Annotated in this window: 13 protein-coding genes; 6 read left to right on the top strand and 7 right to left on the bottom strand. The window is 67.1% G+C overall.

Translation table 11 applies throughout. The features are described 5' to 3' along the window. Positions 1-83: 83 nt before the first annotated feature. Positions 84-1,289, bottom strand: a complete 1,206-nt coding sequence (locus N0B71_RS18385; protein WP_259754124.1) for an acetyl-CoA C-acetyltransferase — start codon at positions 1,287-1,289, stop codon at positions 84-86. 672 nt (positions 1,290-1,961) lie between these two features. On the opposite strand from N0B71_RS18385, the gene N0B71_RS18380 reads away from it, so the two are divergent. Then, complete coding sequence (locus N0B71_RS18380) at positions 1,962-2,765, top strand: cytochrome c (protein ID WP_259754123.1); 804 nt, start codon at positions 1,962-1,964, stop codon at positions 2,763-2,765. Between the two features lie 500 nt (positions 2,766-3,265). Here the strand turns inward: N0B71_RS18380 and N0B71_RS18375 are convergent, their stop codons facing one another. From N0B71_RS18375 to N0B71_RS18360, 4 genes are all read right to left on the bottom strand, one after another. Then, positions 3,266-4,000, bottom strand: coding sequence for a proteasome-type protease (locus N0B71_RS18375; RefSeq protein WP_259754122.1), 735 nt, complete (start codon positions 3,998-4,000; stop codon positions 3,266-3,268). Positions 4,001-4,067: 67 nt separating this feature from the next. Next, the gene (locus tag N0B71_RS18370; protein ID WP_259754121.1) at positions 4,068-4,877 is read right to left on the bottom strand and encodes a transglutaminase family protein; all 810 of its coding nucleotides are present in this window, start codon (positions 4,875-4,877) and stop codon (positions 4,068-4,070) included. Then, entirely contained in the window at positions 4,874-5,824 is a 951-nt protein-coding gene (locus tag N0B71_RS18365; RefSeq protein ID WP_259754120.1) for an alpha-E domain-containing protein, read from the bottom strand. The genes N0B71_RS18370 and N0B71_RS18365 overlap by 4 nt, the downstream gene beginning before the upstream one ends. 2 nt (positions 5,825-5,826) lie before the next feature. Next, the gene (locus N0B71_RS18360; protein ID WP_259754119.1) at positions 5,827-7,239 is read right to left on the bottom strand and encodes a circularly permuted type 2 ATP-grasp protein; all 1,413 of its coding nucleotides are present in this window, start codon (positions 7,237-7,239) and stop codon (positions 5,827-5,829) included. Between the two features lie 328 nt (positions 7,240-7,567). On the opposite strand from N0B71_RS18360, the gene ydcS reads away from it, so the two are divergent. The 5 genes from ydcS (at position 7,568) to N0B71_RS18335 (ending at position 13,285) form a co-directional block, all read left to right on the top strand. Then, positions 7,568-8,740 (top strand): putative ABC transporter substrate-binding protein YdcS, encoded by a 1,173-nt coding sequence (gene ydcS / locus N0B71_RS18355; RefSeq protein WP_259754118.1) that lies wholly within the window; start codon positions 7,568-7,570, stop codon positions 8,738-8,740. Between the two features lie 174 nt (positions 8,741-8,914). Beyond that, positions 8,915-9,934, top strand: coding sequence for an ABC transporter ATP-binding protein (locus tag N0B71_RS18350; protein WP_259754117.1), 1,020 nt, complete (start codon positions 8,915-8,917; stop codon positions 9,932-9,934). A gap of 47 nt (positions 9,935-9,981) precedes the next feature. Next, entirely contained in the window at positions 9,982-10,833 is an 852-nt protein-coding gene (locus N0B71_RS18345; RefSeq protein WP_259759612.1) for an ABC transporter permease, read from the top strand. Continuing rightward, the gene (locus N0B71_RS18340; RefSeq protein WP_259754116.1) at positions 10,823-11,644 is read left to right on the top strand and encodes an ABC transporter permease; all 822 of its coding nucleotides are present in this window, start codon (positions 10,823-10,825) and stop codon (positions 11,642-11,644) included. Before N0B71_RS18345 ends, N0B71_RS18340 begins: the two co-directional genes overlap by 11 nt. A gap of 216 nt (positions 11,645-11,860) precedes the next feature. Continuing rightward, positions 11,861-13,285, top strand: a complete 1,425-nt coding sequence (locus N0B71_RS18335) for a gamma-aminobutyraldehyde dehydrogenase (protein WP_259754115.1) — start codon at positions 11,861-11,863, stop codon at positions 13,283-13,285. A 130-nt stretch (positions 13,286-13,415) separates the two neighbouring features. On the opposite strand, the gene N0B71_RS18330 is transcribed toward N0B71_RS18335, so the two are convergent. Together N0B71_RS18330 and N0B71_RS18325 are read right to left on the bottom strand one after the other, a co-directional pair. Beyond that, positions 13,416-14,120 carry a type 1 glutamine amidotransferase gene (locus tag N0B71_RS18330; protein ID WP_259754113.1) on the bottom strand — a complete coding sequence of 235 codons (705 nt, stop codon included), beginning with the start codon at positions 14,118-14,120 and terminating at the stop codon, positions 13,416-13,418. A gap of 228 nt (positions 14,121-14,348) precedes the next feature. Beyond that, positions 14,349-14,687 carry a ribonuclease E inhibitor RraB gene (locus tag N0B71_RS18325; protein WP_259754112.1) on the bottom strand — a complete coding sequence of 113 codons (339 nt, stop codon included), beginning with the start codon at positions 14,685-14,687 and terminating at the stop codon, positions 14,349-14,351. Between the last annotated feature and the right edge of the window lie 87 nt (positions 14,688-14,774).

Below are 14,774 nucleotides of genomic sequence, written 5' to 3'. Positions count from 1 at the left end.
TCTTCCCAGGGTGGGAGACCTGTAGGAGCGAGCTTGCTCGCGAAGCTCTGGGCGGTTCGCGAGCAAGCTCGCTCCTACGAAAGTCAGATTCGTTCGATGATGGTGGCGATGCCCATGCCGCCGCCCACGCAGAGGGTGGCCAGGCCATAGCGCAAATTGCGCCGCTCCAGTTCGTCCAGCAGGGTGCCGAGGATCATGCAGCCGGTGGCGCCCAGCGGGTGGCCCATGGCGATGGAGCCGCCGTTGACGTTGACCTTGCTCTCCGGCACGCCCATGTCCTTCATGAACTTCATCACCACCGAGGCGAAGGCTTCGTTGACCTCGAAGAGGTCGATGTCCTCGGCCTTGAGCCCCGCCTTGGCCAGTGCCTTGCGGGTCGCCGGCGCGGGGCCGGTGAGCATGATGGTCGGGTCGGTACTGGTCACCGCGGTGGCGACAATGCGCCCGCGGGCCTTCAGGCCCAACTCGCGGCCCTTGGCCTCGGAGCCGATGAGCATGGCGGCGGCGCCGTCGACGATCCCGGAGCTGTTGCCCGGCGTGTGCACGTGCTCGATGCGCTCCACCTGGCTGTATTTGCGCAGCGCCGTGGCATCGAAACCCATCTGCCCCATCATCTCGAAGCTGGGCTTGAGCGCGCCGAGGCCCTCGAGGGTGGAGTCGGCGCGGATGAACTCGTCATGGTCGAGCAGGACGATGCCGTTCTGGTCGGTCACCGGTACCAGCGACTTGGCGAACAGCCGCTCGGCGCGGGCCTTGGCGGCTTTCTGCTGGGAACGCAGGGCGAAGGCATCGACGTCGGCGCGGCTGAAGCCTTCGAGGGTGGCGATCAGGTCGGCACCGATGCCCTGGGGCACGAAACTGGTATGCAGGTTGGTTTCCGGGTCCAGCGCCCAGGCACCGCCGTCGGAGCCCATGGGCACGCGGGACATGGACTCCACGCCGCCGACCACCACCAGGTCCTCGAAGCCCGAACGCACCTTCATGGCGCCCAGGTTGACCGCTTCCAGGCCCGAAGCGCAGAAGCGGTTGATCTGCACGCCGGCCACCTGCTCGTCCCAGTCGGCCACCAGCGCGGCGGTCTTGGCGATGTCCGAGCCCTGGTCGCCCACCGGGGTCACGCAGCCCAGGACGATGTCGTCGACCTGGGCGGTATCGAGCTGGTTGCGCTGCTGCAACGCACGCAGGACACCGGCCATCAGGTTGACCGGCTTGACGCTGTGCAGCGCGCCGTCCTTCTTGCCCTTGCCGCGGGGAGTACGCACCGCGTCGTAAATGAATGCTTCGGTCATGGCGTTCTCTCTTAGAGTTGTCGTCACGCAGGCGTGGCGTGTCGGCCTACCTTAACGGCGTATCGGCCGGGAGCAATGACCGCAGCGCTCAGCGCAATTGACCGCCACGCTCAGCCACCGACCGGCGGCGAACCGCCCGAAGGCTCTGGAAAGGGCCTGTCGGCGCGGCCGGACGAACGGTCGAAATGCTGAACAGAGCTGTCACGGCCCGGTCATATAGAGGGAATATGCCTGGAGCTGCGGGACTTGCTGCCAGATGGTCTAAGCCCGCGCGGCACTAGGCTTAGACTCAATCAGGCAGAGACTGCGAAGAGTGCCGTTGCCGGGTTTTGCCGGCTCGGCTCGAATCACCAGAAGCCAAGGCATGCGCGACACTATCAACAGGCCGTGAGTGAGCCATGCCAAGAACAAGAAAGGCGGAAGGACATCATGGACAAACAATCGAGAAAATGGCGTCAGGCTAGCCTGATCGTCTTCGCAACCACCGTCGTGCTGATCATCCCCAATCTGAGTCGTCTGGTCGGCTAGGGCCAACCCTCGGTCATCCCGCCGCTGCGTACCGCGTGCCGCCATCCGCGAGCCACGGTCAACGCAGCGCGGGAGCCACCCACCTCCTGCAACGCCCCCGGCTCTGCTAATGTTCCGCGGCCCTTTCCCGCCACGGATGCGACCATGCGCCCACTGCTGCTGACGCTGCTTCTGCTCTGCCCCACCACCTTCGCCGCCACGCTCACCCTGGAGCTGCCCGACGGCAAGCACGACTTCACCACCGAGCAACTGCTGGCCAACCCCAAGGTGCAGGACATTGAGATTCCCGCCGACGTCTCCTACAACCGCAGCATGCACTACCGCGCGGTGCCGCTGGCGGCGCTGCTGCAGGGCGTGAAGCCGGCCGATCACCTGCAGGCCGTGGCGCTGGACGGCTTCGCCGCCGAACTGCCGGCCGCGCCGTTGCTGGCCGGGAAAGGCTCGCGCGCCTGGCTGGCCATCGAGGAGCCGAACAAGCCCTGGCCGCCGCTGGCCGAGGGCAAGCCGTCCGCCGGGCCGTTCTACCTGGTGTGGACCGACCCCAAGGCCGCCGGCATCGGCCCGGAGCAATGGCCCTTCCAGGTCGCCAGCATCCGCTACCTGAAGCCGCTGGCCGAACGATTCCCGGCCCTGCTGCCGGCGAAGAATGCGCCCAACGCCGTGCAGCAGGGCTTCGCCCAGTTCCAGAAGAACTGCCTGGCCTGCCACCGCCTGAACGGCGCCGGCGACTCGCAGTTCGGCCCGGACCTGAACCTGCCGCACAACCCCACCGAGTACTTCGCGCCGGGGTACCTCAAGCAGTACATCCGCGACCCGCAGAGCCTGCGGCACTGGCCGGAGGCGCGGATGAAGGGCTTCGCCGTCGATGTGGTCAGCGACGCGGAGCTGGACCAGATCGTCGCCTACCTGAAACACATGGCGGGGCGGAAGGTGAAGGCCGGAAGCTGACCGCCCGCCGGAGTGAACCTGTAGGAGCGGGCCATGCCCGCGACCGCGCGCAGGGCGCGCTCCTACAGGGTGCGGCGAACTTTCGATCCGTGGGAACCGGCAAGACCGGCATGGCGACGGTCGCGAGCAAGCTCGCTCCTACGAAAAGCACGCCCCGAGCACCGAATTCAACCTGTAGGAGCGGGCCACGCCCGCGACCGCGCGCATGGCGCGCTCCTACAGGGTGCGGCGACCTTTCGGTGCGAGGGGATCGGCAAGACCGGCATGGCGACGGTCGCGAGCAAGCTCGCTCCTACGAAAAGCACGCCCGAGCACCGGATTCAACCTGTAGGAGCGGAGCTTCTCCGCGAAATCCCGGCGCAGCCGGGACATAAGGCGCAGGCTTGAGCACCGAGCTGGCGCTCGGCATCGCGGATAAGATCCGCTCCTACGAAGAGCACACGCCCTGCCGAACCCGCCCAAGCGCTCCAGCGAGTGCACTGCGCTCCGGGAACCTGCCGTCAGTGCCAATAATCCCCCGGCGGCGCCGGCAGCTCGCCCAGCAACTGGCGCAGCCCGGCGCCCCACTGGTTGCGGATGCCTTCGAAGTACGGGTCGCCCTCCTGGATGCGGTAGCCCGCCGGCACTTCCAGGCTGCCCTCGCGGTACACCAGCAGGTCCAGCGGCATGCCTACCGAGAGGTTGCTGCGGATGGTCGAGTCGAAGCTGATCAGCGCGCAGCGCAGGGCCTGCTCCAGCGGGGTGGAGTAGCTCATGGCGCGGTCGATGATCGGCTTGCCGTACTTGCTCTCGCCGATCTGGAAATAAGGCGTGTCGCGGGTCGATTCGATGAAGTTGCCCTGCGGGTAGACATTGAACAGGCGCGGCACTTCCGTGCCGACCTGCCCCCCGACGAGGAACGAGCTGCCCAGGTCGACGCCCTGGTTCTGGCCGATGTTCTCGTCGTGGTCGACCACCTCGCGCAGCGTCGAGCCCACCAGCCGGGCAGCTTCGAAGAGGTTCTCCACTGTGCCCAGGTTGGGCCCGTCGCTCCCCATGCGCTGGCGCAGCGTGCTGATCACCGACTGCGAGGTGGCCAGGTTGCCGGCGCTCTGCACCACGATCAGGCGTTCCCCCGGCGTACCGAAGATATGCAGCTTGCGGAACACGGCGATGTTGTCGACGCCGGCATTGGTGCGCGAATCGGAAACGAAGACCAGGCCCTGGGCGAGGTTCATGGCGACGCAATAGGTCATGGCAATCTCATGCTGGCAGGAACTGGCACCGATCTTAAGCCGGTGCCAGGGCTTGTGCCACGCCTCCTCACTGCTGCGCCTGCTGCATCTGCTGCAGGTGCCCCGGCGCCACGGTGACGCGGGCGTGCATCTGCTCGCCACCGCCGCCCCGGCGCATGCCGCGCACCGGGCAGGCGTCGAGGTAGTCCAGGCCCACCGCCAGCTTCAGGTGGCGCTCGGGGCGGTCCAGCACGTTGGTCACGTCGAAGCTGTACCAGGCGTCGTCCAGCCAGGCCTCGGCCCAGGCGTGGCTGGCCAGGTGTTCCTCGACGTCGGTGTACAGGTAGCCCGAGACATAGCGTGCCGGCACGCCCAGGTAGCGCAGGCAGGCGAGGAAGGCGTGGGCGTGGTCCTGGCAGACGCCCTGCCCGGCCGCGAAGGCTTCGGCGGCGGTGCTGTCCACCTGGGTCGAGCCGGGCACATAGGCGATGCGCTCGTTCAGAGCCTGCATCAGCTTGATCATCGCCTTGCGGTCGCGGCGCTCGGCGCACTGGGCCCGGGCGAACTCCTGCAAAGCGCCGTCGGCCTGGGTCAGGCGGGTGCCGCGCAGGAACGGCAGCGGCGACAGGTGATCGTGCTCACGCTCGTTCTCCTCGTCGATTTCCACGTGGCCGTGGGCGGCGATGACGATGGCCTCGTGGGGCTCGTCCAGGGTCAGCACGTGGAGGATGTTGCCGTAGGCGTCGCGCTGCGGGTGCGCCGGGCGCGGCAGGTGCAGTTGCCAGTCGAGCACGTGCTGGCGCTCGCTTTCCTGCGGGGTCAGGCGCAGGTACTGGATGCTCGCGCGCACCTGGTCTTCGTAGCGGTAGGTGGTGTCGTGGCGGATGGAGAGTTTCATGCGGCCTCCAGGTACGAGCTGTGAATGGCGTTGGCGAGCTGGCGCACCAGCCCGATGTGGTCGGTGATCCAGGGGTGCAGGCCGCTGCCCAGCACTTCGTCGATGCCGGTGTAGCGCACCCGCGCTTCCAGTTCGGCGGCCAGGCGCTGGGCCGGGCGGCCGTTGATGCCGGGCAGGCTGGCGAGGATCTGGCGCAGCTCCTCGGCGCAGGCCAGCAGCGAACGCGGCACGTCCTCGCGCAGCAGCAGGAGTTCGGCGATGTTCCGCGCATTGAGGGCGTCGCGGTACAGCTCGGTGTACCCCTCGAACGCCGACAGCGCGCGCAGCAGCGCGGTCCACTGGTAGTAGCCGCGCGCCGAGCCTTCGGCGGGGCCGGCGCTGTGCTCGCCCAGCACTTGATGCCGCGCATCGAGCAGGCGCAGGGTGTTGTCGGCGCGCTCGATGTAGGTGCCCAGGCGGATGAAGTGGAAGGCGTCGTTGCGCATGCTGGTGCCGAAGGTGGCGCCGCGGAACAGGTGCGAGCGGTCCTTGACCCATTCGCAGAAGTGGCTGATGCCGTAGCGCAGCAGGCCCTGGTGGGCAATGTCGCGCATCTCCAGCCAGGTGGCGTTGATGTTCTCCCACATGTCGGTGGTGATCCGCCCGCGCACCGCATGGGCGCCGGCGCGGGCGGCGCCGAAGCAGGAGTAGATGCTCGCCGGGTTCTGCGCATCCAGGGCGAAGAAGTTCAGCAGGCGCTCGGCGTGCAGTTCCCCGTGGCGGGCGAGGTAGGCGTCGAGGTTGCCGGTGATCAGCAGCGGCATGGCCAGTTCTTCCAGGCCGTCGCCACGGCCGTCCTGGGGCATCAGCGACAGCGAGTAGGACACGTCGAGCATGCGCGCGAGGTTCTCGGCGCGCTCCAGGTAACGCGACATCCAGTACAGGTCGGAAGCGGTTCTACTGAGCATGCTTAGTCCTCTACTACCCAGGTGTCCTTGGTACCGCCACCCTGTGACGAGTTGACGACCAGCGAGCCTTCGCGCAGCGCCACGCGGGTCAGCCCGCCGGGCACCAGGCGCACGTTGTCCGGCGCGGAGAGCACGAAGGGGCGCAGGTCGATGTGGCGCGGGGCGATGCCGTTCTCGACGAAGGTCGGGCAGGTCGACAGGCTCAGGGTCGGCTGGGCGATATAGGCCTCCGGGCGCGCCATCAGGCGGGCGCGGAAGGCTTCGATCTCGGCGCTGCTGGCGGCCGGGCCGACCAGCATGCCGTAGCCGCCGGAGCCCTGGGCTTCCTTCACCACCAGCTCGGGCAGGTGCGCCAGCACGTGGGACAGGTCCTGCGGCCGGCGGCATTGCCAGGTCGGCACGTTGTGCAGGATCGGCTCCTGGTCGAGGTAGAAGCGGATCATCTCCGGCACGTAGGGGTACACCGACTTGTCGTCGGCCACGCCGGTGCCGATCGCGTTCGCCAGTACCACGTTGCCGGCGCGGTACGCGGCCAGCAGGCCGGGCACGCCGAGCATGGAGTCGGGGTTGAAGGCCAGCGGGTCGAGGAAGTCGTCGTCCACCCGGCGGTAGATCACGTCCACGGGCATCGGGCCGGCGGTGGTGCGCATGTAAACGCGCTCGTCGCGGACGAACAGGTCGGCGCCTTCCACCAGCTCCACGCCCATCTCCCGCGCCAGGAAGGCGTGCTCGAAGTAGGCACTGTTGAAGCGTCCGGGCGTCAGCACCACCACGCAGGGCTGCTCCACCTGGCTGGCCTGGCGCAGGGTGTCGAGCAGCAGGTTCGGGTAGTGGTCGATGGGCGCGATGCGCTGGGCGCCGAACAGCTCGGGGAACAGGCGCATCATCATCTTGCGGTTCTCCAGCATGTAGGAGACGCCGCTGGGGGTGCGCAGGTTGTCCTCGAGGACGTAGTAGGCGCCGTTGCCGTCGCGCACCAGGTCGATGCCGGCGATGTGCGCGTAGACGTTGCCGGGCACGTCCAGGCCCTGCATGGCCAGCTGGTACTGGTCGTTGGCCAGGACCTGCTCGGGCGGGATCAGGCCTTCCTTGAGGATGCGCTGGTCGTGGTAGAGGTCGGCGAGGAACAGGTTGAGCGCCTGCACCCGCTGGATGCAGCCGGCCTCGATGATCTTCCATTCGCTGGCGGGAATGCTGCGCGGGATGGTGTCGAAGGGGATCAGGCGCTCGGTGCCCTGGTCGTCGCCATAGAGGGTGAAGGTGATCCCGGCGCGGTAGAACAGCAGGTCGGCCTCGCGGCGGCGCTGCTGCAACTGTTCGCCGGGCATGTCCGCCAGCCAGCGGGCGAACTCCGTGTAGTGCGGTCGGCAGGCGCCAGCGGCGTCATGCATTTCGTCATAGAACACCCGAGCCATCTTCCACTCCTTGTTGCCGCTCTCACTCGGCTACAGGTGCCGTCGCAAGGCCCGTGCCAGAGGTCGATTTCCTGTCCATTCAATGACTTGCAAAGGCTGTTGGCGCCGGTCGCACTGCCATGGTGCGAAACCGCAGCACACCTCGCGCGGCGCGCCCCGTTTGGGGCCACAGGCCGCGCCAGTGCTGGCTTGTCAGCCTCCGGGGGCAGAACTACGCTGCAAGAGCGTGGCCATTTGCTATGGACCCGCAGCGGTCAACGGAGGTGCCATTTATCTGCGCGCTGGTTCCGCAGTGGCTCCCACAACGAAGAACAACAGGAGTCCGTCCATGTCATCCGTGCATTTGTCTTCAGTGAACGTCGCGGCGCTGACGTTCGCCGCCATCAGCCTGCTCGGCAGCGGCTCGGTGCAGGCCGCCGAGGCACTCAAGCAACTCGGCAACCCCGAAGGGGCGCTGGATATCATTGCCTGGCCGGGCTACATCGAACGTGGCGAGAGCGACAAGAACTACGACTGGGTCACCCAGTTCGAGAAGGACAGCGGCTGCAAGGTGAACGTCAAGACCGCGGCCACCTCCGACGAGATGGTCAGCCTGATGGCCAAGGGCGGCTACGACCTGGTCACCGCCTCCGGCGACGCCTCCCTGCGGCTGGTCTATGGCAAGCGCGTGCAACCGATCAACCTCGCCCTGGTGCCCAACTGGAAGAACGTCGACAAGCGCCTGCAGGACGCGCCCTGGCACACCGTGGACGGCAAGCACTACGGCACGCCCTACCAGTGGGGGCCGAACGTGCTGATGTACAACACCAAGGTCTTCCCCCAGGCGCCGAACAGCTGGAGCGTGGTGTTCAGCGAGCAGAAGCTGCCCGACGGCAAGAGCAACAAGGGCCGCGTGCAGGCCTACGACGGGCCGATCTACATCGCCGACGCGGCGCTGTACCTGAAGACCGCCAATCCCAAGCTGGGTATCCAGGACCCGTACGAGCTCAACGAGGAACAGTACGCCGCCGCCCTCAAGCTGCTGCGCGAGCAGCAGAAGCTGATCCACCGCTACTGGCACGACGCGACGGTGCAGATGAGCGACTTCAAGAACGAAGGTGTGGCTGCCTCCGGCTCCTGGCCCTACCAGGTGAACGCGCTGGTGGGCGAGAAGCAGCCGATCGCCTCGACCATCCCCGGCGAAGGCGTCACCGGTTGGGCCGACACCACCATGATGCACGTGGACGCCAAGCACCCGGTGTGCGCCTACAAATGGCTGAACTGGTCGCTGGAGCCCAAGGTGCAGGGCGACGTCGCCGCCTGGTTCGGCTCCGTGCCGGCCGTGCCCGACGGCTGCACCGGCAGCCAACTGCTGGGCGAGAAAGGTTGCGCCGCCAACGGCTACGACCAGTTCGACCGCATCGCCTTCTGGAAGACCCCGCAGGCCAAGTGCGACCAGGGGCAGTGCGTTCCGTACAGCCGGTGGACGCAGGATTACATTGCGATCATGGGCGGGAGGTGACCAAGCCCCGCTTCACTGCTGACCTGTAGGAGCGAGCTTGCTCGCGAACCCGCCTCCGCTGCGGGGCCATTCGCGAGCAAGCTCGCTCCTACCAAGAGCATGTCCTTCCCGAGCGCCCTTCCCCCCATGCGCTACCTTTTCTGATGCAGCCCCGCCCTTCAGGTAGCCAGCAGCATGACCACAGCCGTCCAGTTCACCGACGTCAGCCGTCACTACGGCGAGGTGCGCGCCGTCGACGCGGTGTCCATCGAGATCCGCGACGGCGAATTCTTCTCCATGCTCGGCCCTTCCGGCTCGGGCAAGACCACCTGCCTGCGGCTGATCGCCGGTTTCGAGCAGCCCACGTCCGGCTCCATCCGCATCCACGGTGCGGAAGCGGCGGGCCTGCCGCCCTACGAGCGCGACGTGAACACGGTGTTCCAGGATTACGCGCTGTTCCCCCACATGAACGTGCTGGACAATGTCGCCTACGGCCTGAAGGTGAAAGGCGTGGCCAAGGCCGAGCGCTATCACCGCGCCGAAGAGGCCCTGGGCATGGTCGCCCTGGCCGGCTACGGCACGCGCAAGCCGGCGCAGCTCTCCGGCGGCCAGCGCCAGCGCGTGGCCCTCGCCCGCGCGCTGGTCAATCGCCCGCGCGTGCTGCTGCTGGACGAACCCCTCGGCGCGCTGGACCTGAAGCTGCGCGAGCAGATGCAGGTGGAGCTGAAGAAGCTGCAGCGCCAGCTCGGCATCACCTTCATCTTCGTCACCCATGACCAGGGCGAAGCGCTGTCCATGTCCGACCGCGTGGCGGTGTTCAACAAGGGACGCATCGAACAGGTCGACACGCCTGGCAACCTCTATCGCCGCCCGGCCACGCGCTTCGTCGCCGAATTCGTCGGCACTGCCAACGTGCTGCGCGACGACCTCGCGCAACGCCTGCTGGGCGAATCGCGCCCGCACTCGCTGCGCCCCGAGCACGTGCGCTTCGGCCGCGCCGGGGAAGGCGAACTGGAAGTCAGCGGCACCCTGTTCGACGTGCAGTACATGGGCGCCAGCAGCCGCTACGAGATCGAGCTGGAAAACGGCGCGCGCCTGGTCGCCGCCCTGCCCAACGGCGAGCGCGAGGAGCAACGGCCGAAACCGGGCGATGCGGTGACTGCCTGCTGGGCCCGCAGCGCGCTGGTGCCGCTGCGCGAGGAGTCGGCGCCGTGAGGGCGATCTCCAGCTTCCTCTACCGGCGCAGCACGCTCTACCTGCTGATGCTGCTGATCCCGCCGCTGCTGTGGTTCGGGGTGATCTACATCGGCTCGCTGTTCGCCCTGCTCTGGCAGAGCTTCTACACCTTCGACGACTTCACCATGGCGGTGACGCCGGACCTGACCCTGGCCAACTACCGGGCGCTGTTCAACCCGGCCAACTACGACATCGTCCTGCGCACCTTCAGCATGGCGATTGCCGTGTCGGTGGCCAGCGCCATCCTCGCCTTCCCCATCGCCTACTACATGGCGCGCTATGCCGGGCCGAAGGAGAAGGCCTTCTTCTACATCGCGGTGATGCTGCCCATGTGGGCCAGCTACATCGTCAAGGCCTACGCCTGGACGGTGATCCTGGCCAAGGGCGGCATCCTCTACTGGGTGATCGAGCGCCTGCACCTGCTGGGCCTGCTGGACTTGTTGCTGGGCGTCCCGGGCGTGGGCGGCAACACCCTGTCCACCTCGCACCTCGGGCGTTTCTGGGTGTTTACCTACATCTGGCTGCCGTTCATGATCCTGCCGATCCAGGCCGCCCTGGAACGCCTGCCGCCGTCGCTGCTGCAAGCCTCGGCGGACCTCGGCGCGCACCCGCGGCAGACCTTCTTCCAGGTCATCCTGCCGCTGGCCTTCCCCGGCGTGGTGGCCGGCTCGATCTTCACCTTCAGCCTGACCCTGGGCGACTTCATCATCCCCCAGCTAGTCGGCCCCAGCGGTCTGTTCATCGGCACCATGGTCTACGTGCAGCAGGGCGCGGTGGGCAACATGCCGCTGGCGGCGGCCTTCACCCTGGTGCCCATCGTGCTGATCGCCGTCTACCTGTCCATCGCCAAGCGGCTGGGGGCCTTCGATGCGCTCTGACGCCCATTCCACCGATCGGCCCTCCTGGTTCCTGCGCCTGGCGGCCTGGGGCGGGCTGGTGTTCCTGCACTTCCCGATCCTGGTGATCCTGCTCTATGCCTTCAACACCGAGGAGTCGGCCTACAGCTTCCCGTTGCAGGGCTTCACCCTGAAGTGGTTCAGCATCGCCTTCGCCCGCGGCGACGTGCTCGATTCCATCTGGCTGTCGGTGAAGATCGCCTGCGTCGCCACGCTGATCGCCATGGTCCTCGGCACCCTGGCCGCTGGCGCGCTGTACCGCCGCGACTTCTTCGGCAAGGAGAGCATCTCGCTGATGCTGATCCTGCCCATCGCCCTGCCCGGGATCATCACCGGCATCGCCCTGCTCTCGGCATTCAAGACCCTCGGCATCGAGCCGGGCTTCCTGACCATCGTCATCGGCCACGCCACCTTCTGCGTGGTGATCGTCTACAACAACGTGATCGCCCGCTTCCGCCGCACGTCCTTCAGCCTGATCGAGGCGAGCATGGACCTGGGCGCCGACGGCTGGCAGACCTTCCGCTACATCATCCTGCCGAACATCGCCACGGCGTTGCTGGCCGGCGGCATGCTGGCCTTCGCCCTGTCGTTCGACGAAATCATCGTCACCACCTTCACCGCCGGCCACGAACGCACCCTGCCGCTGTGGCTGCTCAACCAGCTGACCCGCCCGCGCGACGTGCCGGTGACCAACGTCGTCGCCATGCTGGTGATGCTCGCCACCATGCTGCCGATCCTCGGTGCGTACTACCTGACGCGCGGGACCAGCGATGTGGCGGGGAGTGGCAAGTGACTCCGTGCCAAACGCCCCCTCCCTAGCCCTGGCTGCGCGCCCCGCCCCGAAGGGAGAGGGAACCGGATCGGCGCCGGCTGAAACCGTGGTGTCAGCCGGCACGAACAGCCCCCTCTCCCTCTGGGAGACGACTGCAGGGATGCAGGAGTCAGAGCGACGCAGGATGCCAAAGCCGAGGGTTGGGGTGAGGGAAAACCCATTGAAGGAGGAGCCCCCATGCAAACCAAACTCTTGATCAACGGCCAGTTCGTCGCCGGCGAAGGCGCCGCGCTGGACATCCTCAACCCCGCCACCGGCACGGTGATCGGCCAGGTTGCCGAGGCCAGCGAAGCCCAGGTGGACACCGCCGTGCGCGCGGCCGATGCGGCCTTCGACGGCTGGTCGCAGACCGCTCCCAAAGACCGCGCCCTGCTCCTGCTGCGCCTGGCCGACCGCATCGAGGAACACGCCGAGGAGCTGGCCCGGCTGGAGTCGGACAACTGCGGCAAGCCCTACGCCGCCGCGCTGAATGACGAAATCCCGGCCATCGCCGACGTGTTCCGCTTCTTCGCCGGCGCCTGCCGCGTGCTGCCCGGCTCCGCCGCCGGCGAATACCTGTCCGGCTTCACCTCGATGATCCGCCGCGACCCGGTGGGCGTGGTCGCCTCCATCGCGCCCTGGAACTACCCGCTGATGATGGCCGCGTGGAAGCTCGGCCCGGCGCTGGCCGCCGGCAACTGCGTGGTGCTCAAGCCTTCCGAGCAGACACCGCTCACCGCCCTGCGAGTCGCCGAGTTCATCGCCGAGCTGTTCCCCGCCGGCGTCGTCAACCTGGTGTTCGGCCGCGGCCCGAGCGTGGGCGCGCCGCTGGTCAGCCATGACCTGGTGCGCATGGTCTCGCTGACCGGCTCGGTGGGCACCGGCAAGGCCATCATCAAGAGCGCCGCCGACAGCGTGAAGCGCCTGCACATGGAACTGGGCGGCAAGGCCCCGGTGATCGTCTTCGACGACGCCGACCTGGACGACGTGATCGCCGGCATCCGCACCTTCGGTTTCTACAACGCCGGCCAGGACTGCACCGCGGCCTGCCGCATCTATGCGGGCAAGAAGGTCTACGACAACTTCGTCGCCGACCTCGCCAGCGCCGTATCGAGCCTCAAGACAGGTTTGCAGAACGACCCGAACACCGAACTCGGCCCGCTGATCACCGCCGCCCAGCGCGACCGCGTCTCCGGCTTCGTCGAGCGCGCCAAGGCCAGCCCGCACATCCAGATCGCCACGGGTGGCAAGGTGGTCAGCGGCAGCGGCTTCTTCTACGAGCCCACCGTGGTGGCCAACGCCCAGCAGGACGACGAAATCGTCCGCCGCGAAGTGTTTGGCCCGGTAGTATCGGTGACCCCGTTCAGCGACGCGGACGAAGCGGTGCGCTGGGCGAACGACTCGGACTACGGCCTCGCCTCGTCGGTGTGGACGAAGGATGTCGGCCGCGCCTCACGGGTGGCGGCGCGCCTGCAGTACGGCTGCACCTGGGTGAACACCCACTTCATGCTGTGCAGCGAGATGCCCCATGGCGGCTTCAAGCAATCCGGCTACGGCAAGGACCTGTCCATGTATGGCCTGGAGGACTACACCGTGGCGCGGCACATCATGTTCAAGCACTAACCCCAGCCTGTAGGAGCGAGCTTGCTCGCGAACGACCCCCGCTGCGAGGCCGGATTCGCGAGCAAGCTCGCTCCTACCAAGAGCACCCCCCGCGGGATCGATACGTAGGATGGGTGGAACGTGGCGCCGTTCAGACCAGCCCCGCCAACTTCAGCCAATGCTGGTAGAACCCCTCCGCCACCCGGTTCATCGCCGCCACCTTCTGCGGCAGGTCGGCCAGCATCGCCTGGGCGCTTTCCTGGCTGGGCTGGGTCGGATCCTGGTATTCCGGGAAGCCATTGACCCAGCCGCTCACCAGCTCCTCGGTCATCTCCGGATGACCCTGCAGGCCGAGGATGCGCTCGCCGAAGCTGAAGGCCTGGTTCTCGCACCAGGGGCTGGACAGCAGGCGGGTGGCGCCCGGGGGAATATCGAAGGTATCGCCGTGCCACTGGTAGATCGGAAACTCCTCGGGCAGGTGCGCCAGCCAGGGGCTCTGCCCTTCCAGGCGGCGCATCGGCTGCCAGCCCATTTCGGTATACGGCAGGCGATGGATGTCCGCGCCCAGCGCCTTGGCCAGCAACTGTCCGCCCAGGCAGTGACCGATCATCGGCACGTCGCGCGCGATGAAGCGGCGGATCGCAGCGATCTCATCGCGCAGCCATGGCAGGTCGTCGTTCACGCTCATCGGCCCGCCCATGATGGCGACGGCTTTCGGCCGTTCCAGGTCGTAGCCTTGCAGCTCGCCGAGGTCGGCGCGGCGCACGTCGAATGGCAGTTGCAGTCGGTCGAGCAGCGCGCCCAGGTGGCCGGGCGGGCAGAAATCGACGTGGGTCAGGATCAGGATATCGGTCATGGTCACCTCCGCGCGGCAGTCTGCCGCATCGGGGGCGCTGAAGAAACCTGGCGTGTCCGCAAGCGCGTGCTTGCACGGCTGCCGCCCAGGGCACGCTGCCCAGCGAAGAAAGGCAACGAAGAAAGGCGCGCCGTCACCGCTGGCGACGGCACGCTTTTTCGTGGCTTGCGGGTAAAAGACGCGGGTAGAAGATGGGCCGTCCTGCGACAGCTCAACGCTGCGTTGCGCTCAACGCAGGGAGGTGACCTCCTGGGTCACTCCCCAGCCATCGAGAATACCGCCCAGTGGCACCACGACTTCCTCAAGGTCGTGCTCGAAATCGCCGATGGCGGCGTGGGTGGCGAACATCACCTTGCTGATCTGCAGGTTCCAGCCGCCATCATCGCGGGCTTCGACCTGGGTTCTCAGCGACTCTCCGCGAAACTGCCGGGCAGCTTTGCGGGCGTTCTGTTCATCGGAAAAGATGGCGAAAAAATCGATGGGATGAATGCGAGCGAAATCGAAGCCACCTTCCTTCATCCGGCGCAACACGTTGACGCTGATATCCTCCGAGAGGGGCTTTTCCATGGTACGCACCTCCTGTCGAGACGTTCAGAGTGTATTCCCCGCCAACGAACACGCCCTGGGCGGGCATGTTCCGGGCACTTCAGTGTG

The sequence above is a fragment of the Pseudomonas sp. GCEP-101 genome, assembly GCF_025133575.1.
Taxonomy (GTDB): Bacteria; Pseudomonadota; Gammaproteobacteria; order Pseudomonadales; family Pseudomonadaceae; genus Pseudomonas; species Pseudomonas nitroreducens_B.
This window is presented reverse-complemented; position numbering and strand designations above follow the sequence as displayed.

Coding starts and splice junctions, on each gene's coding strand:
- N0B71_RS18385 (WP_259754124.1), bottom strand. CDS start 1,289: ATGACCGAAGCATTCATTTACGACGCGGTGCGTACTCCCCGCGGCAAG.
- N0B71_RS18380 (WP_259754123.1), top strand. CDS start 1,962: ATGCGCCCACTGCTGCTGACGCTGCTTCTGCTCTGCCCCACCACCTTC.
- N0B71_RS18375 (WP_259754122.1), bottom strand. CDS start 4,000: ATGACCTATTGCGTCGCCATGAACCTCGCCCAGGGCCTGGTCTTCGTT.
- N0B71_RS18370 (WP_259754121.1), bottom strand. CDS start 4,877: ATGAAACTCTCCATCCGCCACGACACCACCTACCGCTACGAAGACCAG.
- N0B71_RS18365 (WP_259754120.1), bottom strand. CDS start 5,824: ATGCTCAGTAGAACCGCTTCCGACCTGTACTGGATGTCGCGTTACCTG.
- N0B71_RS18360 (WP_259754119.1), bottom strand. CDS start 7,239: ATGGCTCGGGTGTTCTATGACGAAATGCATGACGCCGCTGGCGCCTGC.
- ydcS (WP_259754118.1), top strand. CDS start 7,568: ATGTCATCCGTGCATTTGTCTTCAGTGAACGTCGCGGCGCTGACGTTC.
- N0B71_RS18350 (WP_259754117.1), top strand. CDS start 8,915: ATGACCACAGCCGTCCAGTTCACCGACGTCAGCCGTCACTACGGCGAG.
- N0B71_RS18345 (WP_259759612.1), top strand. CDS start 9,982: ATGCTGCTGATCCCGCCGCTGCTGTGGTTCGGGGTGATCTACATCGGC.
- N0B71_RS18340 (WP_259754116.1), top strand. CDS start 10,823: ATGCGCTCTGACGCCCATTCCACCGATCGGCCCTCCTGGTTCCTGCGC.
- N0B71_RS18335 (WP_259754115.1), top strand. CDS start 11,861: ATGCAAACCAAACTCTTGATCAACGGCCAGTTCGTCGCCGGCGAAGGC.
- N0B71_RS18330 (WP_259754113.1), bottom strand. CDS start 14,120: ATGACCGATATCCTGATCCTGACCCACGTCGATTTCTGCCCGCCCGGC.
- N0B71_RS18325 (WP_259754112.1), bottom strand. CDS start 14,687: ATGGAAAAGCCCCTCTCGGAGGATATCAGCGTCAACGTGTTGCGCCGG.